Source organism: Neptuniibacter sp. QD48_11 (assembly GCF_047778095.1).
Lineage (GTDB): Bacteria > Pseudomonadota > Gammaproteobacteria > Pseudomonadales > Balneatricaceae > Neptuniibacter.
In genome coordinates this window covers 13,812-34,408 of the sequence record NZ_CP180551.1, presented here as the reverse complement: position 1 = coordinate 34,408, position 20,597 = coordinate 13,812, and the positions used below count along the sequence as shown (strand labels likewise).

Here is a 20,597-nt window from a genome sequence, read left to right as displayed (position 1 = left end):
ATAAAATTTATAAAGCGACTGTTGTATTAAAATCAAACAGTTATTGCTTCACGGATATCAGAGATAACGGTTTTAGAGTCAGGGTCCAAGCCACGCCAGATTCTAAAAGATTCCGCAGCCTGCTCTACTAACATACCTAGGCCATCAATGGACTTTGCCGCACCTTGTTCAGTCGCCCAAACACAAAAAGCGGTTGGTTCTGCGGCATACATCATGTCGTAGCACCAAGCACCTTGTGCCAATACATGTTCCGGAAGAGGGGGGATCTCACCCTGTAAGCTAGCAGCAGTACCATTGATGATCAGATCAAAGCTTTGACCTGCAAGCTCATCATAACCACCGCCCGATACGTTACCAAGATCTGCAACCAACCCAGCAAGCTCTTCGGCTTTAGAAGCGGTACGGTTTGCGATAACTAACAGCTCAGGCTTTTGCTCCAAAACCGGCTGTAAAACGCCACGAACAGCACCTCCAGCACCTAGGATAAGCACCTTTTTACCTTCAATCGTGCCACCATTGTTACGCACAATATCGCGCACCATGCCAACACCATCGGTGTTATCACCACACAAGCGACCTTGATCATCGCGGTACAAAGTATTTACCGCACCCGCCAATTCAGCACGCGGACTTCTAACTTCAGCTAAAGACCAAGCTTCCTGTTTAAACGGAATAGTGATATTCAGACCACGGCCATCACCCGATAAGAAGTCAGAAACGTAACCTTCGAAGTTATCTTCAGGTACGCAGATCGCTTCATAGGTCAGATCCTGATCTGTACTCGATGCAAATGCAGCGTGGATTTGTGGCGATTTAGAGTGCTTAATCGGATTACCGAATACCGCGTAACGATCAGTCATAATCCGCCCTTACACTTCCAGCCAGTTACGAGGCTTCAAATAACGCTCGTACAGCACCGCTTCTTCAGTGCCTTCATCAGGTTTCCAGTCGTAACCCCAACGTACTTCTGGTGGCAGCGACATCAAGATAGACTCAGTACGTCCACCAGATTGCAGGCCAAACAGGGTGCCACGGTCAAACACTAGATTGAACTCGACATAACGGCCACGGCGGTGCAATTGGAAGTCACGCTGACGCTCACCGTATTCACGGTCTTTGTTTTTCTCGATAATTGGCACATAAGCTTTAGTGTAAGCATTACCAATCGACTGCATCAGCCCGAAGCTCTTATCGAAACCAAGCTCATTAAGATCATCGAAGAAAAGCCCGCCTACACCACGAGGCTCATCACGATGCTTCAAGTAGAAGTATTCATCACACCACTCTTTGAAACGTGGGTAGATATCATCACCAAATGGATCACAGGCTTCTTTAGCTGTCTGGTGCCAGAACTTACAATCTTCATCGTTACCGTAATAAGGCGTTAGGTCAAAACCACCACCAAACCACCATACGGGTTCTTCACCTTCTTTTTCTGCGATGAAGAAACGAACGTTGGCATGAGAAGTGGGGATATAAGGGTTATGTGGATGAATAACCAAAGACACACCCATCGCCTGAAAACTACGACCCGCTAATTCAGGTCGATGCGCTGTAGCAGAGCCTGGCAACTTATCGCCGAAAACGTGAGAGAAGTTCACACCACCTTTTTCGATAATTGCGCCCTTATCTAGGACGCGAGTACGACCTCCGCCGCCTTCTTCTCGCTGCCACTCATCCTGATAAAATTTTCCTTCGCCATCAGCCTGCTCTAGGGCATCACAAATAGCATCTTGCAGCCCCAAAAGGTATTCTTTTACAGCGTCAATATTAGGTGCGGACATAGTACTCACTCACATATTCATTTAAGCGCGAATTAATTGATCAGATTTTAGATCTCGAATTTGAGTAGGCTGATCTAAACCACCTAACTCACCTGGCAAAACATAAGCAAGTTTTTCACCGAAGTAAGTCTTCACTCTCAATATATCTCTTGCAGGTTCATGCGCTGCAGGATTTGCCGAAGTCGATACAAGAAAAGATCCGTAGGATTCAGTCAATTCTTTTACTTGTAAGTGATTACTCACTCTAACAGCTACAGCGCTATGATTACCTTTAATCCAAGTAGGAATTCTGTTCTTTTTATCTGGCAAAATCCACGTATATGGACCCGGCCAGTTAGCAGTTACTTTGACATACTCATCATCAGTCAGATCTTCGAGCAAAAAATCGATCTGAGAGAGATTTCCAGCGATTAAAACCAGACCTTTATGCATAGGTCGACGCTTAATTTCTAGAAGTTCTAAGACGGCCTGTTCGTCAAACGGGTCACAACCTAAACCCCAAACCGCTTCAGTAGGATATGCGATCACACCGCCTTGACGGATCGCTCGAACAGATTGCTGAATATGCCACCAATCAGGTTTTAAATTACTACTCACCATTTACTCCTCAATGCCATATAACAAATCAACAGTGCATCACTATTCTTTACTAGAGGTATCAATAAATAGTGACGAGAGGTAGATAGAAAGAGCCCCATACAGATAACTAAGCGGGGTAACTCCCTTTCATCTTGAAGGCATTTAACTTTGAGGGCTGAACACTAAATGTTCGACGCGGTCTTTGCAACTCTACCGAATTGTCTTTTAGCATCGGATATAACCCTGTCCATCTTGGCTAATGATGCCTAAAAGTTCCAACTCCACCAACATAGGGCCTATTTCTGCGATATCCATTCCAGTGAGATAGCTCAGTTGGTCGATTGAGTTATATTCGTACCCGAGGTGTTTTAACAATTGCTGCGTGTCGGGAGAAAGATTGGAGATGCCCTCTTCAACCTTGTCTTCAATATGCTCAACATGCTGTTCGGCTAGATAACCCAGTAAAGGGGCAAGCTGCGAGGTAATATCTTCCGCTGACTCGACCAAGCAAGCACCTTCACGGATTAGCTGATGACAGCCTTTACTCAAGGGATTATTAATCGCCCCAGGAATAGCAAAAACTTCACGACCTTGCTCCATCGCCATCCTAGCGGTGATTAACGACCCACTTTTCGGGGCCGCCTCAACCACCAAAATTCCTGCGCTCATGCCACTAATAATGCGATTACGACGCGGAAAATGTGGCGCCATCGGCGGCGCCCCAGGAAACAGTTCGCTCAACCATACCCCTTGTTGCTCTATTATTTGCTGAGCCAAAATACGATTTCGAGCGGGATAGGGCCGATCCAAGCCGGTACCAAATACCGCAACCGTTGGACATTGGGCATTAACACTCGCCTGATGAGCTGCAGCATCAATACCCAAGGCTAAGCCTGAGTTCACTATCAAGCCGTTTTGAGCCAAATAGTTAGCAAATTGATAAGCATGTTTTAAACCACCGTGAGAAGCGCTACGGCTGCCTACAATCCCGACCTGAGGAAGATTCAGAGCCGCTAGATTACCACGAGCAAATAGAATGGGAGGGGGATCATAAATTTCACGTAGCAATGCAGGGTAGTCTGCATCAGTGATAGCTATGACATAACAATCCTTAGCTGAAGCTTGCCATGCCAATGCCGATTCCAACTTCTGTTGTACCAGAGAGGTACGCCCTTGCTGGAAATCACTTAAAGCGGTAATTGTTTTTTTCTTGAGGTTAAGCCGATGCCAATCAGCTTCAGAGGAGCGGAGGAGTTTTTCAGGGGTCCATCCCTGATCCCAAAGCTTTTTAACTGAAGCGGCCCCTAAGTCTGGTAGGGCGGCAACGGCGATCCAGTCCCTTAGATCAGCCGTCATCTTTTATCCTTTATGGTTCTCGGATCTCATCTCCGATAGAAACAACATCTGTGCTGCGCATGATTAAGCCATAACTGACTTTCTCAAACACTTTGAAGACCATCAACTCACCCGAGCGTTCCTGTGGCAATGTCACCATCTCTTTAGTCACAGGGTCCTTAATCAACTCACCTCGACGATAGATAGCAAATACATGTCCTGATTCAACCCCTTCTCGCATACCACGGTTGATTGCGACAACATTAAATTGCCCAGCATCACGCACACCTTGCAGCACCGATAGGATCTTGCCATCCAAACCTGATGGGGCAGGGGCTGGGTGGAAGACAGACTGAATACGCACTTCTTCAGTTGGAACTACACGGTCCAAGATACGCACTTCTTTGTGGGATTTAATGATATCCAGTGTTAGCACGTCTTCATTACGTGCAGAAACATCAGCATCTGCAATCTTCAACGTTTCGTAACCAAGAAACTCTTCTGTATCTGGGTCTACGTATTCATTAGCCGGGCGGTAGATACCTTGTCGACGCTGCTCAGCCACTAACTGACCACGTGCGTAAATACGATCACCGGCACCAGCAATAATCCGCTCTTTTTGGCCGCCTAATACATAAGGGGCTTCTTTCAGAATATCTTCTGAAAGCACACGGTTATCGTTTAAGAAACTATTTATATCGCGTAGTGGAATTGCAGGAATTGGTTTAACCAACGGAGACACACGTGCACGAGGATAGATTCCACTATCACGTCTAACCCCTAAACGCGGCTTTCCATTCACCCACGTAAGATAAATTACATCTCCAGGATAGATTAGATGAGGGTTATCAACCTGCGGGTTTACCCCCCAGACCTCTGGCCATTTCCAAGGGCTTTGTAAAAAACGACCTGAGATGTGCCACAACGTATCCCCTTTCACCACCACATATTCTTGTGGATGGTCATTACGAAGCAGCAGAGAGTCCTTACGGGTTTCAGCATGAACTGTAGTCAGTGAAACCAATACCAGAGCGAACAAACCGCATAACAATTTTTTCATGTCCAGTTCCCTTATTACCTATCTCCTTAATTCCTATAAATAAGAAGATAAAGTAACGACAATACATTGAGCGTTCTAATCAGTATAATAGGCAGCTTAATATTTTTCGCTATTGATCTCGATATTATCTTTCGGTTAATACCTGAATAATCGAGTTAAAATTTAAGATACCTGTAAATTAGGCTCTAACTTAGCATGACTTACAGAAGTATTCACACCAATAGCACCCGATAACTTGTTGATACAGACGTAAATCATGGCAAAACTAACCATCCTTGAATACCCAGATCCGCGCTTGCGCACTATTGCTGAGCCCGTTGAGACTGTTGATGACGAAGTACGTGCTCAAATCGATGACATGTTCGAAACAATGTACGCGGCTCCAGGTATTGGTTTGGCAGCGACACAGGTGAATATCCATAAACGCATCGTAACTATGGATATCTCTGATGATCAAAACGAGCCATTGGTTATGATCAACCCTGAATTTGAAGTAATCGATGAAGAATTACACAAATATCAGGAAGGTTGCCTATCTGTTCCTGGCTTCTACGAAAACGTTAAGCGCCCTCAAAAAGTTAAGCTAAAAGCGCTCGACTACAACGGCGAACCTTATGAGATGGAAGCTGAAGGCCTACTTGCGGTATGTATTCAGCACGAACTTGACCACCTGAATGGCAAGCTGTTTGTGGATTACATCTCTATGCTCAAACGTAACCGCATCAAATCTAAGCTAGAAAAACTGCATAAATTGCAGGAAAAGCACGCCTGATCATCACTGAAAAGCAACTCGCAGGCTTGCTGGTTTGACTAGCAGGCCTGTTTTTATTTTGGAGCCTAGACCATGCCAGCGTCGCCACTAAAAATAGTTTTTGCCGGCACACCTGATTTTGCCGCATCCAGCTTACAAGCCCTGCTTAACTCAGAGCATGAAGTGATCGCAGTTTATACCCAGCCTGATAAGAAAGGGAAGCGTAAAAATCAGATGGCTCCGCGCCCAGTCAAAGATCTTGCAATGGAGCATAACATCCCGGTGTTTCAGCCAACCACGCTAAAAACAGAAGAAGAACAGTTAGCACTTACAAACCTCAAAGCCGATATTATGGTTGTAGTTGCTTACGGTATGCTACTGCCAAAAGCGATTCTTGAGACGCCTCGCCTAGGTTGCATCAATGTTCACGGATCTCTACTTCCTCGCTGGCGCGGCGCGGCTCCTGTCGAACGCTCAATGCTTGCAGGGGATGCTGAAACTGGCGTCACTATCATGCAGATGGATGAAGGCTTAGACACTGGCGATATGCTCTACAAAGTCACTACGCCGATCGGAAGCAACGACACGGCAGCAAGTGTATTCGACCGCTTGACCGCTATTGGTTCTGAGGCCCTGATTGAAACGCTTACACAGTTCCAACAGGAAACTGTGTCTCCAGAACCACAGGATGACAACTTAGCGACGTACGCGAAGAAGTTACAAAAAACCGAAGGTGTTATCGATTGGAACGCTTCCGCTACAGATATCGACCTTAAAATTCGCACCCTAAGCCCGCGTGTTGCAGTGACGTTCAAGCTTGGCGAAGAAGTAGTGAAGCTATTAGATTGCGAATTAGTGGAGCAAAATGGCAACCCGGGTGAGATTCTACCTTCTGACAAAAAGAGCATTGTTATCGCATGCGGAGAAGGCGCTATTAAAATCAAACAGCTTCAGCTTCCGGGTAAAAAGCCAATGGACAGCGCCGCTGTTCTAAACTCTAAACGAGAGCAGTTTAGTGCTGGCGTAGTTTTAGGTTAGACGTTTTAGGACAATTACCATGACCACCAATGTTCGGGCACTTGCAGCACAAATCCTAACCCCTTTGCTTAAAAATAAGGGCTCTCTGAATACGCAGTTTGCGGCAATTGAACGTCGTTGCCCAGAGAAGGATCGCGGCCTTCTACGCGAACTTTGCTACGGCACTATGCGTTACCATCCGCAGTTAAACGCCATCATTAAGCTGCTGCAAAACCGACCATTTAAGTTTCGAGATATCGATATTAAAGCCATCGTTTTGGTCGGTCTGTATCAACTAAAACACACTCGCATTCCAGCTCATGCCGCGATTAGCGAAAGCGTCGAGGCTTGCAAAGAGCTTGATAAAGCTTGGGCTGGAAAAGTAGTGAATGCTCTTTTACGCCGTTTTCAACGCGAACAAGAAGAAATCGAAGACTACCTAAAGGATGACGATTCATACCAGTTCAACCACCCTGAATGGATGATCGCCAAGCTGAAGAATAACTGGCCTGATCACTGGCAAGAGATACTCACCGTCAACAACGAGCAAGCACCGCTGACGCTTCGCGTGAATCAACGCTCAACAAACCGTGAGGAATACCTACAGCAACTGACCCCAATTATTGCTGCAGAAGCAACTCAATTCAGTGATCAGGGGATAAAACTAGCGGAATCCGTCAATATTGAAACCCTTCCGGGTTATAGCGTCGGCGCATTTAGCGTACAGGATGAAGCCGCACAGTTATCTGCGGACCTCCTCGATCTACAACCAGAACAACGCGTGCTGGATGCCTGCGCAGCACCCGGCGGTAAACTATGCCATATCCTAGAACACGAGCCTAAGCTTGCTCAGGTCGACGCTGTAGAGCTCGAGCAAAAGCGAATCAGCCGCGTAGAAGAGAACCTAGAACGCCTGCGCTTAAAAGCCAACTTAAAAGTAGCGGACGCAGCCACACAAACTTGGTGGGACGGAACAGATTACGATCGTATTCTCTTGGATGCCCCTTGTTCTTCTACGGGTGTTATTCGCCGCAATCCGGATATAAAATACCTGCGCCAAGGCGAAGATATTCACGAAACAGCCAAACTTCAGCGCGCTATTTTGGATAATTGCTGGTCCATGCTGAAACCCGGCGGTAAGTTGCTTTATGCAACTTGTTCCATCTTTCCGCAGGAAAATGGGCGATTGATTAAGCAGTTTGTAACCCAAACTGAGAATGCCAAACATCTGCCAATTGAAGCAGAGTGGGGTATTGAACAAGAGTATGGTCGACAGCTGTTTCCACAGTCTAACGGCCATGATGGTTTCTATTATGCACTGCTGGAAAAAACGGAGTAAGCTCAAGTAGCTATGTGTATTTCTGTCATTTCTGCAGCAGTTAAAGGCTGATCATGAAGATCATTATTCTAGGTGCCGGACAAGTAGGCGGCACTTTGGCTGAAAACTTAGCCAGTGAAGACAACGACATCACTATCGTTGATACAGACACTGGCCGCCTCAGAGAACTACAAGATCGTCTCGACATCCGTACGATCGAGGGTAAAGCATCCTACCCATCTGTACTCGATAGTGCCGGCGCCCAAGATGCCGATATGCTGATCGCCGTAACAAACTCTGATGAAGTCAACATGATCGCCTGTCAGGTAGGCCAAACCCTATTCAACACGCCGACTAAAATCGCCCGTGTGCGTGAGCATGACTATCTGAATAAAAACCAGAAGATCTTTGGCGAAAAAGGCATCCCTATCGATGTACGTATCAGCCCGGAACTACTGGTAACGAAACACATCAAACGCTTAATCCAGCACCCAGGCGCTTTACAGGTACTGGATTTTGCCGACGCTAAAGCCCAGCTTGTAGCCGTAAAAGCATATTATGGCGGCCCACTGGTGGGTCGCGAGATCTCATACCTTCGCGCCCACATGCCATCGGTCGATACCCGCGTAGCGGCGATCTTCCGCAGCGGAAGCCCCATTATCCCGGAAGGCAACACAGTTATCGAAGCGGACGATGAAGTGTTCTTTATCGCTGCACGCAAAGATATTCGTGCCGTAATGAGCGAACTGCGTCGTCTAGATCGCCCTTATAAGCGCATTATTATCGCAGGTGGCGGTAATATCGGCGCGCGATTAGCTGAATCGATTGAAGACGAGTTCCAAGTCAAAATCATCGAGCGAAACATTCGTCGCTGTAACCAGCTGGCGCGCTCGTTAGATAACACCATCGTCCTTCAAGGTAGTGCTTCCGACCGTGATCTACTGATCGAAGAGAATATCGAAGATACCGACGTATTCTGCGCCCTGACCAACGATGACGAGGCGAACATCATGGCGTCTATGCTTGCGAAGCGCCTTGGCGCACGTACGGTAATGACCCTGATTAACAACCCTGCCTATGTAGATCTAGTACAAGGTGGTGCGATCGATATTGCGATATCCCCTCAGCAAACCACTATCGGTGCGCTACTTACCCATGTACGTCGAGGTGATGTAGTAGCAGTACACTCTCTGCGTCGAGGCGCGGCAGAAGCACTCGAAGCGGTAGCTCATGGTGATAAGTCATCATCTAAAGTGGTCGGCAAAACCATTGAAGAGATCAATCTTCCTCCGGGTACAACCATCGGTGCCATCGTGCGTAACGACGAGGTATTGATCGCGCACGATGATGTTGTCGTTGAAAGTGGTGACCACGTGATCTTGTTCTTGGTTGATAAACGCCGAATCAACGAAGTGGAACGCCTGTTCCAAGTTGGTCTTACATTCTTCTAAGCGGAAGCAGCGCAGATGCATTACAAAGTTATCTTACGCATATTAGGCATACTGCTGATGATATTCAGCATCTCTATGCTGCCGCCGTTAGGTATCTCCTATCTCTATGACGATGGGGCAGAGCTGGCTTTTATCGCCGGATTCTTGATTACCCTGCTTACCGGTTTTTTCATCTGGATTCCGGTATATCGTGTCCGACAGGATTTACGCACCCGTGATGGTTTCTTAATTACCGTCCTGTTTTGGTCAGTACTGGGGCTGTTTGGGGCTTTCCCATTTATGCTCACGGACAATCCACATCTCACCTTTATTGATGCGCTATTTGAGTCCCTATCTGGCCTAACAACCACTGGGGCCACGGTAATTACTGGCATTGATGACCTGCCAAAATCGATTCTGTTTTATCGCCAGCAACTGCAATGGCTTGGTGGTATGGGTATCATCGTATTAGCCGTAGCAATTCTACCTATGTTAGGGATCGGTGGTATGCAGTTGTATCGTGCTGAAACACCGGGCCCAGTTAAAGACTCCAAGCTTACACCACGTATTACAGAGACTGCCAAAGCGCTATGGTATATCTATCTATCCCTAACCATCGCTTGTGCAGCGGGTTACTGGTTAGCAGGAATGGATCTTTTCAATGCTATTGGACATAGTTTCTCTACCGTTGCAATCGGTGGTTTTTCCACCCACGACGCCAGTATTGGTTACTACGATTCAGTTGCCATAGAGATGATCTGTATCTTCTTTATGACCATCTCTGCAGTAAATTTCGGCCTACACTTTTTTGCTTGGCGACAACGCACCATTTCACACTACATTCTGGACCCAGAATTTAAATTCTATTTAATTACACTCCTAGCAATAACCGTAATCGCGATTGTTGCCTTGGTTGTAACCGAAACATATGCGCCTGGCGAATCGATGCGTAAAGCACTGTTTATGGTGGTATCGATCGCAACCACGACCGGCTTTGCCACAGCAGACTTTGCCCACTGGCCAGTGATGCTACCGTTCCTGCTATTCGTAGCGGCCTTTGCCGGCGGCTGTGCAGGCTCTACCGGTGGTGGCATGAAGGTCATTCGCGTGCTTCTGATCCTTAAGCAGGGTTATCGTGAGATCCAACGTCTGGTTCATCCAAACGCGATTATTCCGGTAAAACTAGGCAAAAAGCCGATCTCCGATAAAGTACTAGAAGCAGTGTGGGGCTTCTTCTCAGTCTATATGATCGTCTTTGTAGCCATGCTCATCGTATTGTTAGCGACTGGGCTTGATCAGGTAACTGCATGGTCAGCGGTAGGCGCAACATTGAACAACCTAGGCCCAGGCCTTGGCGACGTATCTGCTCACTACGGCGACCTTAACGATCCAGCTAAATGGGTACTTTGCTTTGCCATGCTGCTCGGTCGTCTAGAGGTATTTACCTTGCTAGTACTATTCACACCTATTTTCTGGAAACGATAAAGCAGACATCAGATCTGCGACGAACCTAATTTCGAGAGCCTAATCATGCGATATACAGTTTACCTATCCGGTGAGATTCACACCGACTGGCGCAACAAAATCAAAAAAGCCATCAACCAAAATGGCCTACCAATCGATGTACTTACGCCAAACACAGATCACGATTCCAGTGATGGCTGTGCTACAGAGATCCTAGGCCCAGAAGAGAAGAACTTCTGGACCGATCACAAATCAGCAAAGATGAACACTATGCGTCACATGACTGCAATCAAACGTGCTGACATCGTGATCGTTCGTTTCGGTGATAAATACCGCCAGTGGAACGCTGCATTTGATGCCGGTTTTGCCATCGCCAATGGCAAGTCCTTGATCGTTGAACACGCACCAGAATTGACGCATCCACTAAAAGAAATCGACGCTTGCGCGCATGCTGTAGCCGAGAATACAGAGCAGGTAATCGAAACGCTTAAATACCTTTGCTTGGATTACTAAGCGATACCACGCCGGGGTAGAACCTATTTCTACCCCTTTTTCTCCAAAAATCCCCTTTATCCCCTTTTACAGCCACCGACTGGCTATTTTTTGTTGTATAATTGCCGGCTAATTTTTCGGGCTAATCTGGTGCTGTGCAGCTGCCATGAAGGCAGAAACTCAACGGCACTTATGTAAAAGGTGAAACGCTGTGACTGACAAGGCGACCCCAGACGTAAGCACATTTCAGGGGCTGATCCTTGCTCTACAGGAATACTGGGCAGAGCAGGGCTGTGTAATCGTACAACCACTGGACATGGAGGTAGGTGCCGGCACCTTCCATCCTGCGACTTTCCTACGCGCAATTGGACCTGAGACCTGGCGTTCTGCATACGTGCAGCCTAGCCGTCGTCCAACTGATGGCCGTTACGGTGAAAACCCTAACCGTCTGCAGCACTACTATCAGTTCCAGGTTGTGCTAAAGCCATCTCCTGACAACATTCAGGAGCTATACCTAGGCTCTCTAGAGCGCATGGGTATCGATCTTGGCATTCACGACGTTCGCTTCGTAGAAGACAACTGGGAGTCTCCAACACTAGGTGCTTGGGGTCTTGGTTGGGAAGTGTGGCTAAACGGCATGGAAGTAACTCAGTTTACTTACTTCCAGCAAGCAGGCGGCCTTGAGTGTTACCCAGTGACAGGCGAGATCACTTACGGCCTTGAACGTATTGCGATGTACCTACAAGGCGTAGACAGCGTTTACGACCTGACATGGGCAGTAAACCCAGACGGTTCTAAAGTGACTTACGGCGACGTATTCCACCAGAACGAAGTTGAGCAATCTACTTTCAACTTCGAGCACGCAAACGTTGAAGAGCTATTCAAAACGTTCGATAACTGCGAAGCTGAGTGCAACAAGCTACTAAGCCTAGAGACTCCGCTACCACTTCCTGCTTACGAGCAGGTACTTAAAGCGTCTCATACGTTCAACCTTTTGGATGCGCGTCATGCGATCTCTGTAACAGAGCGTCAGCGCTTTATCCTTCGTGTTCGCACACTAGCCCGTGAAGTCGCACACGCATACTTTAATGCCCGTAAAGAACTAGGTTTCCCACTGGCACCTGAAGCCCTACGCCAAGAAGTTCTGGCTAACTGCGAGGAGAGCAAATAATGGCACAACATGATTTTCTCGTTGAGCTAGGTACCGAAGAGTTACCTCCAAAAGCACTTAAAACCCTTTCTGATGCTTTCACATCTGGCATCACAACTGGCTTGAAAGAAGCAGGCGTTAACTTCGGCGATGTAAAAAGCTACGCATCTCCACGTCGCCTAGCTGTTTTGATCAGCGCGCTAGACGACAAACAGGCTGACCGCGAAATCGAAAAACGTGGCCCTTCTGTAAAAGCGCCAGAAAAAGCGGTAGAAGGCTTTGCTCGTTCTTGCGGCGTGACTATCGATCAACTTGAAAAGATCGATACCAACAAAGGTGAGTACTACAACTTCAAAAATACAGAAGAGGGCAAAGCGACGTCTTCTCTGTTACCTCAACTTGTAGAAACATCACTAAACAAACTTCCGATCCCTAAGCGTATGCGCTGGGGTGCATCTCGTGTTGAATTCGTTCGCCCGGTTCACTGGCTAGTCATGCTATTTGGCGACGAAGTTGTAGATTGTGAAATTCTTGGTCTGACATCGGGTCGTAAGACTCGCGGTCACCGTTTCCACTACAATCAAGAAATCGAACTGATCGCACCATCTGAGTACGCTGATCGTCTAGAAAACCCAGGTATGGTAATCGCTGATTACGACATCCGTAAGACGATGATCAACGAGCAAGTGAAAGCAGAAGGCGAGAAGCTAAATGCGGTTGCTCAAATCGACGAAGATCTTCTTGATGAAGTTACAGCACTTAACGAATGGCCAGTTGCACTAACAGGCCGCTTCGAAGAGCGTTTCCTAGAAGTACCTGCGCAAGCGCTAATTTCTTCTATGAAAGAACACCAGAAGTACTTCCACCACTTAGATGCTGATGGCAACCTTCTGCCGAACTTCACTACGATCTGCAACATCGTTTCTAAAGACCCTCAGCAGGTAATTGAAGGTAACGAAAAAGTAATTCGCCCACGTCTATCTGACGCTGCGTTCTTCTTCGAAACTGACAAAAAGACTACGCTGGAATCTCGTATCGAGAAACTAAAAACCATCGTATTCCAGAAAGACCTTGGCACTGTTTACGATAAAGCAGCTCGCATTAGCGCGCTGTCTGGCAAGATCGCTTCAACCCTTAATCAAGATCAGGCTAAAGCGGAACGTGCAGGTCTACTATGTAAAACAGACCTTCTTACGGACATGGTTTACGAATTCACAGACCTACAAGGTTTGATGGGTTATCACTATGCGCTTAATGATGGCGAAGACCAGGACGTAGCACTCGCTCAAAACGAGCAGTACATGCCTCGCTTCGCTGGCGATGAACTACCTCAGACTGCCCCTGGTATCGCTGTAGCAATTGCTGACCGTCTAGACACCCTGACTGGTCTATTCGGTATCAACCAGCCTCCTACAGGCTCTAAGGACCCGTTCGCACTGCGTCGTGCAGCGCTAGGCGTACTGCGCATTATCGTAGAGCGTGAGCTAGATCTAGACCTACGTGAACTACTAACTATTGCGGCTAACAACCACAACGATCTACCAGCACGCGAAGGCCTAGAAGATAAAGTTCTAGACTTCATGCTAGAGCGTTTCCGCGCATGGTATGAAGACGCAGATATCAATGCTGAAGTATTCCTATCAGTATTGGCGCTAAAACCAAGTCGTCCTTTAGACTTCGATCGTCGCGTTAAAGCGGTTAATCACTTCCGCTCTTTAGCCGAAGCTGAAGCTCTTGCGGCTGCTAACAAGCGTGTATCTAACATTCTGAGTAAGCAGGGTGTAACTGGTACTACGGACGTTAATAATTCGCTACTGACTGAAGCAGCGGAGAAAGCTCTAGCGGCAGATATCGAAGCTCAGAAAGCTGCGCTAGCTCCACTATTTGCAGAAGGCAAATACCAAGAAGCGCTTGAGTCACTCGCTGGCCTTCGCGAATCAACTGATGCTTTCTTCGAAGATGTAATGGTTATGGCGGATGACGAAGCCGTTAAGAACAACCGTCTGGCTCTTCTTAGCCAGTTACGCGCATTGTTCTTAGGCGTTGCTGATATCTCTGTGCTTGGCTAATCGTATCATCTATATATCCAAAGCCGGCCTTGTGCCGGCTTTTTTGTTTCACGTGAAACATTCACAAAGCCATATAACAAAAAAACCATGCGCAGGGACTACGCATGGCAAAGAGTGTTTGTAAGTATAAGGAAGGGGGGCTTACATAATGCTTAGAAGTAATAGCTTAGTGAAACATTAAAGTTATCGTACTCAGCTTCATTAGGATTGAACTGATTCAGCACAACCTCTTTAGGTGCGTCAAAGTCAACATCGTTAACGCGTGTATATTCAGCTTTTACAGACCAGTTGTTATTTACCGCGTATTCAGCACCTACACCTAGACTAAGCGTCACTTCATCTTCAGAGCCATACTTCACTGGAGAAGCAAATACGTAGCTGTTGCGCACATCCAGATCAAGCCAAGTAGCACCTGCAATACCGTAAACAGATAGCTTATCCGTGACTTCAACACCGGCTTTAAAATTGACACCGTAAGATGCCTCAAGCTCAAGGTCAGAGCGAAGAACACCATTTAGATTAGTCGTCTCTGCAGATTCATTGTTGTAGAAAAGTTCAGCGGCTAAGAAAGCGTCTTCAGTTACCATTTTTTTGTAACCAAGATGGACACCAACAGAAACATCAGACTCTTCAGAAAAGGTTGAAATACTTGCAGCCGGAGGTGCCGCACCCTGATTACGCTCAATACTATGACCAAGTGTCGTACTACCAATCTGACCACCAACGTAAAAGCCTTCCCCAGCTGAAACCTGCGAGCTCAAACCAATAACAACAAGACCCGCAGCAGCACTTAAACCTTTAACAAATTTACTCATTTCCAATTCCTTAAAAATCGTTAAACCAATGCATAGATAAAAGACAGACAAAGCATAAGGAACGACAGACAAAGAGATATCCCGAGCAAATAACAAAAACTTAAAACTTAAATCACAGAAATTAAGCAAATATCACAGCTTGTGATAACTAATCTAAACGCCGTGATATTTGAGTGATAAATAAAAAATAGAATTAATTGAGAAGGGCGAGGTCATAACTACTCAATCTAAGCTCACGGGAAGAAAATGGAAAATAAACGAATTCTGATCATTGAGGATCAAGAGGAAATAGCACTACTCCTCAAGCTTCATCTAACGGATCTCGGGGCACAGGTAACGCATTCAGCTAGCGGAACAGAAGGAATAACACTCGCTTTGAATGAAGAATGGGATCTTATGATTTTGGATATTCAACTCCCAGGACCTTCAGGCTTAGAAATATGTCGCGAGGTCAGAAAGAACTGCGCCTATGTTCCGATACTGTTGCTGACGTCAAGATCAACAGAACTTGATAGGGTGCTTGGTCTAGACCTAGGCGCCGATGATTACATAACAAAGCCATTCAGTATCATGGAGCTAATAGCCCGAATAAAAGCGACATTTAGACGGGACAGTGCTCTGCGCACAAAAGCAGAAACCGACCCAGAGAGGCTGAACATAGGCCTGCTAGAGATAGACAACAAACAACACAAAGCCGCATTAGCAGGAAAGTCGCTAGAGCTCACTGCACGCGAGTATCAACTACTTACTTTTTTTGCCCAACATCCTGGCCGAGTTTTCAAACGATCAGAGCTTCTGGATAATGTCTGGGGCTATGGTCACGACGGATATGAGCACACAGTCAATTCTCATATCAACCGCCTAAGAGCCAAAATAGAATCCGACCCAAACAACCCAGAAATCATCGCCACCGTTTGGGGTATAGGTTACAAATTAGAGAAAGAGGCTCTAAGCGCATGAGAGCCGTTCTAAGCACGCTCAACCTCTTCAACCACTCTTCATTCACATTAAGCAAGAAGATCGCTTCAGGGCTAATTACAGTGGTTATATGCTCTGCTATAGCCATCCTACTAGCAACTGAATACTGGATGCAGCGTTACAACGAAGAGGTGACACAAAAACTTAACGCTAGCATAGCTATGTACATTCAGGATGAATACCAACTAATTACTAATGAAGAGAAGGGGGTAAACGTAGAAGCATTTGAAACACTCGCACTTCAGGCGATGATTGTTAACCCTATTGCCCAAGTGTATCTCCTAGACTACGCCGGCAATATTATTGCCCACTCAATGCCAGAAGCCGACAAAGAGTTAACTCAAAAGATTGACCTACAGCCTATTGAAGCATTCTTAACGCCTGATTCTAGCTTACCTATTTACGGTGAGGATCCTCTTAACCAGAACACCAAAAAGATATTCTCTGCAGCTAAGCTGACAGACAAGAATAACCAGCATATTGGTTATCTCTATGTCGTATTAGGAAGCAACCTATACAGCGACCTAGGAACAATGATCAAGCAAAGCTACAGCGCCGGCATGATCATCATAAGCATTCTATTCATCAGTTTTATCGCCATCACTATAGGGATTTTAATTTTCAGCTTAACCTTAAAGCGCTTAAACAAACTCAGCCAAGAGTTGTGTCAGTTCACGCATAAACATGGCCCTAGTGATATAGAGTGCGACAATCTTACACCAACTCATAATCATGGGGATGAGATACAGATACTGAGCAATACATTTACCCAGATGTCAGAAAAGATCGACCGACAGATAAACTTACTGACCGAATCAGACAATCAACGCAGAGAACTTATTAGCAACGTCTCCCATGATTTGAGAACACCGCTAGCCTCTATACAAGGCTATCTTGAAACACTGATCATCAAGAATGATCTAACAGAAGAGGAGAAGAGCAATTACATAAAACAAGCTTCCTTAAGTACTAACAGACTCGCACAGTTGATCTCTGAATTGTTCGAACTAGCTAAGCTCGAATCACCAACCACGCGCCTTAATACTGAGTCATTTTCGCTAACGGAATTGGTCTATGACACTGTCCAGGAATTTGCATTAGAACTGGATCAGAAAGAGATCAAATGGCAGATCAACACCCACACTAATATTTTGGTACAGGCGGATATCAGCTTGATGCAAAGAGTGTTCGAAAACCTTATTCGCAACGCCATAGCTTACACACCCCAGAAAGGGAAAATTGCATTCGAGTTTGAATCATCAGAAGAAAACACAAAAAGCGTAAAAGTAAAAATCATCGATAGCGGGGTAGGAATATCTAAAGCCGATATGCCATATATCTTTGAACGTTTCTACGCAAACCCAGATCGAAGCAGAAAAGGAACAGAATCAGCGGGTATTGGGCTAGCAATAGTGAAGCGAATATTAGACCTTCACCAAACTGAAATTAGTGTAAAGAGCAAAAGGAATCAGGGTACCCAATTCGAATTTAAACTTCCTATTGCCTACTAATCACACTCGGTTATTTTGCTCTATTTCGTTAGAATACAACAAACCAATCTAGCTAATGGGCAGCAGTGTGAACCAAATCGATCCACGTAAATTAATCATCTTAGACCGTGATGGTGTTATCAATCAGGATTCAGATGCCTATGTGAAAACGTTAGATGAATGGATCCCGATCCCAGGAAGCATCGAAGCAATTGCTGACCTCCATAAAGCAGGATTCACAATTTGCATTGCGACCAACCAATCAGGATTAGCTAGAGAATATTTCACACTGGAAACGCTTCATGCCATGCACCAGAAACTGATTGATTTAGTTGAAGCAGAAGGTGGACAAATACATAGCATTGAGTACTGTCCACACGGGCCTGATGATGATTGTGATTGTCGTAAACCACTGCCTGGCATGTTCCGCACTATCGCCGGTAGGTTTGATCTTAATGATTTAACAGGTACACATACTGTGGGTGACAGCTTACGTGATTTAGAAGCTGGCTCGAAACTCTACAGCCAACCTGTTCTGGTCAAAACGGGAAAGGGGCAACGCACTTTAGACAGCAACAAAGAGCTACCTACTGGTACTCAAATCTTTGAGGATTTGAGCTCTTTCGCAGATTATCTAATCAATAAATAAAATAGATGTTTCACGTGAAACACTCATATAGACAATTCCAATATGGGAAGGGCTTGTCAGTTAAATAGGGAACTTAACAGTAAAGCAAGCTCCACCTAGCTCACAATTATGAACGGATATAGATCCCTTCAAAACTTCGTGGACCATATTGAAAGCAATGTGTAACCCTAACCCAATGGAGCCAAGACCTCTTGCAGTGGTAAAGAAAGGGTTAAAAATTTGGTCAATATGTTCCTGCTGAATACCGACGCCATTATCTGAGCAGGATATATACAAGAAGCCATCACTCGATGAGATATCAATTTGTACAAGCTTATTGGATTGATTAGTAAGGCCGTGCAATATCGAGTTATTAATGAAATGGGTGAATACTTGAACAAGAGCGGTAACATCAACACGGCAACTTAAATTTTGAGGATCTGAACAAACCTCGAAAGCAACGTCAGGGCAACCCAATTCAGCCGACAAACTCGAACACAACTCTCGAAACAGTTCTGGCAAAATCACAGACTCACGAATAGACCCGGTACTAGCAACAGATATAGTTTGGAAATGAGCAACTAACTCCTTGAGCTTTTCTGAACTACTCAAAGCAAGATTCGTGGACTCAGCCATATCAGAAAGGAAGCTATTAAGGTAACTAGCCGTCAACTGTTTGTTATCAACCTTATCTTTTAAATCATCACAATGATCCCTGATGAAAGACGTAGTTGTTACGACAACACCCAGTGGCGTATTGAGCTCATGTCCTATACCCATTACAAGATTTGCCAAGGCCGCCATTTTCTCAGACTGGATTAGTTTCTCTTGGGTTTCACGTAACTGGCTTAGAGATGCATCCAGCTCTTCGTTGGTATTGGCAAGGTGGTCCAAAGCACGCTTTAACTCAACGGTTCTACTGCGAACCTTTTCCTCTAGGGTGATTGTGGTTTGGAATAAAGAAAAGTCACTCGACTCACTATTAATACCTTGCTCAGCACGCTCCACCAGCACACGTATAATTTTATTAAGGCGCTCTATTTCAGATTGATAGAAGGCTTCCTTGTCACTATTCATTCACACCACCAAAGGCTATGCCAGTACAAGTTTGGTTGATATGCAAACCATTATGCTGCTCACCGTAAGTGCTAAAGCCTATGACATCCTTAGCACATAACAGCTTTTCCATAGGAGTGATTTCACCCTCTTGAGAGAGTTGAAGTTTTCTTAAAATACAATCAAACGCTAACAGGCTATGAATACCTCCAAGTTCAGCATCTACTTTATCTAATGTGTTTTTCATATTACCGACAAGACCTAATCCATTGCATTCGGCTGTACGCATAACGATGCCAACATCAATTGCGCAATAGAACGTAAGACTCTTATCTGGATTAACCTTCATTACCGAACGCACGTATTGCTCTTTACCAATTACGACAATGGAAGGGTGCTCTGCAAATATATTTTCATTAAGTTCAATAGAGGGATCTAACCCAGAAAGGCGGGCATATTCTTCGGCAGCTGGGAAACCATTTATCTCGGTGATAATTCTTTTTTCCGGTATTGCTCCGGTTACCACCATAAAGTTTTTACCGGCAACCACGTGCTGGCACTTGTAGGGTTTGAAAGCCAAGCGGCTAGTTATCATTAGAAGAACAGCGCCATCGGAAAATATTTCCCCACCAGCGTAGATAATCGATTTTTCATAATTGAGATCATCCCCTGCAGACCCACCAACAAGAGGGATGCCTGATATGGCATTCGATACTACACGGGTGAAGGGCTCTTCTTTTGAAGACAAGCCATCAATCAGAAGGACAGCAAAGGTATTTACATCTGAACTAATATCGTAATTTAGTTGATGTTCACTATGAAGTTTCACCGTATCGTCATGCCACTCTTTAACCGATAGCTTATTCAAATCGTAAAAAGGGCAAAGGCTGACATCAAACATCTCAGAGGAAAATGCCATAGCAACAATACTGTTTGAGGTGTAGCCCCTAGGGCCAATTTCACCAGCCGTAGAACAGCCAACAATGTGCGTATGGGGAAAAGCTCTACCAAAATGCGTGCAAAGGGACTGCGGCTCATAACTCACCGAGAAGAAGATCATGATCAGGGCACAATCATCCATCGCAATCTGTTCATGCAGTTCGGCAATTGCCGCAGTGAGATCTGGATTTAGTGATGTACCCAATCGAATATGCTGATGCATAACTACCTCGAATAGTTGC

At 45.7% G+C, this 20,597-nt stretch carries 19 protein-coding genes; 11 read left to right on the top strand and 8 right to left on the bottom strand.

Annotated features, from left to right (window positions below; all coding sequences use genetic code 11):
* Window positions 1-32: 32 nt before the first annotated feature.
* The 5 genes from aroE to ACMXYU_RS00140 all read right to left on the bottom strand — a co-directional run bounded on the left by aroE (window position 33) and on the right by ACMXYU_RS00140 (window position 4,758).
* A complete protein-coding gene (gene aroE, locus ACMXYU_RS00160; RefSeq protein WP_415899634.1) occupies window positions 33-860 on the bottom strand; it encodes a shikimate dehydrogenase in 828 nt (275 codons plus the stop codon).
* Window positions 861-869: 9 nt separating this feature from the next.
* Window positions 870-1,784: an oxygen-dependent coproporphyrinogen oxidase gene (gene hemF, locus ACMXYU_RS00155; RefSeq protein ID WP_415899633.1), complete on the bottom strand. Its 915-nt coding sequence runs from the start codon at window positions 1,782-1,784 to the stop codon at window positions 870-872.
* Between the two features lie 21 nt (window positions 1,785-1,805).
* On the bottom strand, window positions 1,806-2,381 hold the full coding sequence (locus ACMXYU_RS00150) for an L-threonylcarbamoyladenylate synthase (RefSeq protein ID WP_415899632.1): 576 nt from the start codon (window positions 2,379-2,381) through the stop codon (window positions 1,806-1,808).
* Window positions 2,382-2,588: 207 nt separating this feature from the next.
* On the bottom strand, window positions 2,589-3,719 hold the full coding sequence (gene dprA, locus ACMXYU_RS00145; protein WP_415899631.1) for a DNA-processing protein DprA: 1,131 nt from the start codon (window positions 3,717-3,719) through the stop codon (window positions 2,589-2,591).
* Window positions 3,720-3,729: 10 nt separating this feature from the next.
* Entirely contained in the window at window positions 3,730-4,758 is a 1,029-nt protein-coding gene (locus ACMXYU_RS00140; protein ID WP_415899630.1) for a LysM peptidoglycan-binding domain-containing protein, read from the bottom strand.
* A 256-nt stretch (window positions 4,759-5,014) separates the two neighbouring features.
* Between ACMXYU_RS00140 and def the strand changes: the two genes are divergently transcribed.
* The 8 genes from def (at window position 5,015) to glyS (ending at window position 14,449) form a co-directional block, all read left to right on the top strand.
* On the top strand, window positions 5,015-5,530 hold the full coding sequence (gene def, locus ACMXYU_RS00135) for a peptide deformylase (RefSeq protein WP_415892947.1): 516 nt from the start codon (window positions 5,015-5,017) through the stop codon (window positions 5,528-5,530).
* Window positions 5,531-5,602: 72 nt separating this feature from the next.
* Entirely contained in the window at window positions 5,603-6,547 is a 945-nt protein-coding gene (fmt, locus tag ACMXYU_RS00130) for a methionyl-tRNA formyltransferase (protein ID WP_415899629.1), read from the top strand.
* Window positions 6,548-6,566: 19 nt separating this feature from the next.
* Window positions 6,567-7,865: a 16S rRNA (cytosine(967)-C(5))-methyltransferase RsmB gene (gene rsmB, locus ACMXYU_RS00125; RefSeq protein ID WP_415899628.1), complete on the top strand. Its 1,299-nt coding sequence runs from the start codon at window positions 6,567-6,569 to the stop codon at window positions 7,863-7,865.
* Between the two features lie 53 nt (window positions 7,866-7,918).
* Window positions 7,919-9,295 carry a Trk system potassium transporter TrkA gene (gene trkA / locus ACMXYU_RS00120; protein WP_415882980.1) on the top strand — a complete coding sequence of 459 codons (1,377 nt, stop codon included), beginning with the start codon at window positions 7,919-7,921 and terminating at the stop codon, window positions 9,293-9,295.
* Between the two features lie 15 nt (window positions 9,296-9,310).
* Window positions 9,311-10,759 (top strand): TrkH family potassium uptake protein, encoded by a 1,449-nt coding sequence (locus ACMXYU_RS00115; RefSeq protein WP_415899627.1) that lies wholly within the window; start codon window positions 9,311-9,313, stop codon window positions 10,757-10,759.
* 45 nt (window positions 10,760-10,804) lie between these two features.
* On the top strand, window positions 10,805-11,251 hold the full coding sequence (locus ACMXYU_RS00110) for a YtoQ family protein (RefSeq protein ID WP_415882978.1): 447 nt from the start codon (window positions 10,805-10,807) through the stop codon (window positions 11,249-11,251).
* Window positions 11,252-11,441: 190 nt separating this feature from the next.
* The gene (gene glyQ / locus ACMXYU_RS00105; protein WP_007021609.1) at window positions 11,442-12,401 is read left to right on the top strand and encodes a glycine--tRNA ligase subunit alpha; all 960 of its coding nucleotides are present in this window, start codon (window positions 11,442-11,444) and stop codon (window positions 12,399-12,401) included.
* A complete protein-coding gene (gene glyS / locus ACMXYU_RS00100) occupies window positions 12,401-14,449 on the top strand; it encodes a glycine--tRNA ligase subunit beta (RefSeq protein ID WP_415899626.1) in 2,049 nt (682 codons plus the stop codon). The genes glyQ and glyS overlap by 1 nt, the downstream gene beginning before the upstream one ends.
* A gap of 152 nt (window positions 14,450-14,601) precedes the next feature.
* Here the strand turns inward: glyS and ACMXYU_RS00095 are convergent, their stop codons facing one another.
* Window positions 14,602-15,264, bottom strand: a complete 663-nt coding sequence (locus ACMXYU_RS00095) for an outer membrane protein (RefSeq protein WP_415899624.1) — start codon at window positions 15,262-15,264, stop codon at window positions 14,602-14,604.
* A 246-nt stretch (window positions 15,265-15,510) separates the two neighbouring features.
* Here ACMXYU_RS00095 and ACMXYU_RS00090 point away from each other — a divergent pair, with 246 nt between their 5' ends.
* The 3 genes from ACMXYU_RS00090 (at window position 15,511) to gmhB (ending at window position 18,381) form a co-directional block, all read left to right on the top strand.
* Window positions 15,511-16,224, top strand: coding sequence for a winged helix-turn-helix domain-containing protein (locus ACMXYU_RS00090; RefSeq protein WP_415899623.1), 714 nt, complete (start codon window positions 15,511-15,513; stop codon window positions 16,222-16,224).
* A complete protein-coding gene (locus ACMXYU_RS00085; RefSeq protein WP_415899622.1) occupies window positions 16,221-17,753 on the top strand; it encodes a sensor histidine kinase in 1,533 nt (510 codons plus the stop codon). Before ACMXYU_RS00090 ends, ACMXYU_RS00085 begins: the two co-directional genes overlap by 4 nt.
* 67 nt (window positions 17,754-17,820) lie before the next feature.
* Entirely contained in the window at window positions 17,821-18,381 is a 561-nt protein-coding gene (gene gmhB / locus ACMXYU_RS00080) for a D-glycero-beta-D-manno-heptose 1,7-bisphosphate 7-phosphatase (protein ID WP_415899621.1), read from the top strand.
* A 60-nt stretch (window positions 18,382-18,441) separates the two neighbouring features.
* On the opposite strand, the gene ACMXYU_RS00075 is transcribed toward gmhB, so the two are convergent.
* Together ACMXYU_RS00075 and ACMXYU_RS00070 are read right to left on the bottom strand one after the other, a co-directional pair.
* Window positions 18,442-19,437, bottom strand: a complete 996-nt coding sequence (locus ACMXYU_RS00075; protein WP_415899620.1) for a sensor histidine kinase — start codon at window positions 19,435-19,437, stop codon at window positions 18,442-18,444.
* On the bottom strand, window positions 19,430-20,578 hold the full coding sequence (locus tag ACMXYU_RS00070; protein ID WP_415899619.1) for an FIST N-terminal domain-containing protein: 1,149 nt from the start codon (window positions 20,576-20,578) through the stop codon (window positions 19,430-19,432). The genes ACMXYU_RS00075 and ACMXYU_RS00070 overlap by 8 nt, the downstream gene beginning before the upstream one ends.
* Window positions 20,579-20,597: the final 19 nt, after the last annotated feature.

Excerpts from the sequence above, each read along its gene's own strand:
- ACMXYU_RS00090 (WP_415899623.1), top strand. The coding sequence starts at position 15,511 with ATGGAAAATAAACGAATTCTGATCATTGAGGATCAAGAGGAAATAGCA.
- ACMXYU_RS00110 (WP_415882978.1), top strand. The coding sequence starts at position 10,805 with ATGCGATATACAGTTTACCTATCCGGTGAGATTCACACCGACTGGCGC.
- ACMXYU_RS00075 (WP_415899620.1), bottom strand. The coding sequence starts at position 19,437 with ATGAATAGTGACAAGGAAGCCTTCTATCAATCTGAAATAGAGCGCCTT.
- fmt (WP_415899629.1), top strand. The coding sequence starts at position 5,603 with ATGCCAGCGTCGCCACTAAAAATAGTTTTTGCCGGCACACCTGATTTT.
- ACMXYU_RS00115 (WP_415899627.1), top strand. The coding sequence starts at position 9,311 with ATGCATTACAAAGTTATCTTACGCATATTAGGCATACTGCTGATGATA.
- aroE (WP_415899634.1), bottom strand. The coding sequence starts at position 860 with ATGACTGATCGTTACGCGGTATTCGGTAATCCGATTAAGCACTCTAAA.
- ACMXYU_RS00085 (WP_415899622.1), top strand. The coding sequence starts at position 16,221 with ATGAGAGCCGTTCTAAGCACGCTCAACCTCTTCAACCACTCTTCATTC.
- def (WP_415892947.1), top strand. The coding sequence starts at position 5,015 with ATGGCAAAACTAACCATCCTTGAATACCCAGATCCGCGCTTGCGCACT.
- ACMXYU_RS00070 (WP_415899619.1), bottom strand. The coding sequence starts at position 20,578 with ATGCATCAGCATATTCGATTGGGTACATCACTAAATCCAGATCTCACT.
- ACMXYU_RS00095 (WP_415899624.1), bottom strand. The coding sequence starts at position 15,264 with ATGAGTAAATTTGTTAAAGGTTTAAGTGCTGCTGCGGGTCTTGTTGTT.
- glyS (WP_415899626.1), top strand. The coding sequence starts at position 12,401 with ATGGCACAACATGATTTTCTCGTTGAGCTAGGTACCGAAGAGTTACCT.
- ACMXYU_RS00140 (WP_415899630.1), bottom strand. The coding sequence starts at position 4,758 with ATGAAAAAATTGTTATGCGGTTTGTTCGCTCTGGTATTGGTTTCACTG.
- hemF (WP_415899633.1), bottom strand. The coding sequence starts at position 1,784 with ATGTCCGCACCTAATATTGACGCTGTAAAAGAATACCTTTTGGGGCTG.
- dprA (WP_415899631.1), bottom strand. The coding sequence starts at position 3,719 with ATGACGGCTGATCTAAGGGACTGGATCGCCGTTGCCGCCCTACCAGAC.
- trkA (WP_415882980.1), top strand. The coding sequence starts at position 7,919 with ATGAAGATCATTATTCTAGGTGCCGGACAAGTAGGCGGCACTTTGGCT.
- rsmB (WP_415899628.1), top strand. The coding sequence starts at position 6,567 with ATGACCACCAATGTTCGGGCACTTGCAGCACAAATCCTAACCCCTTTG.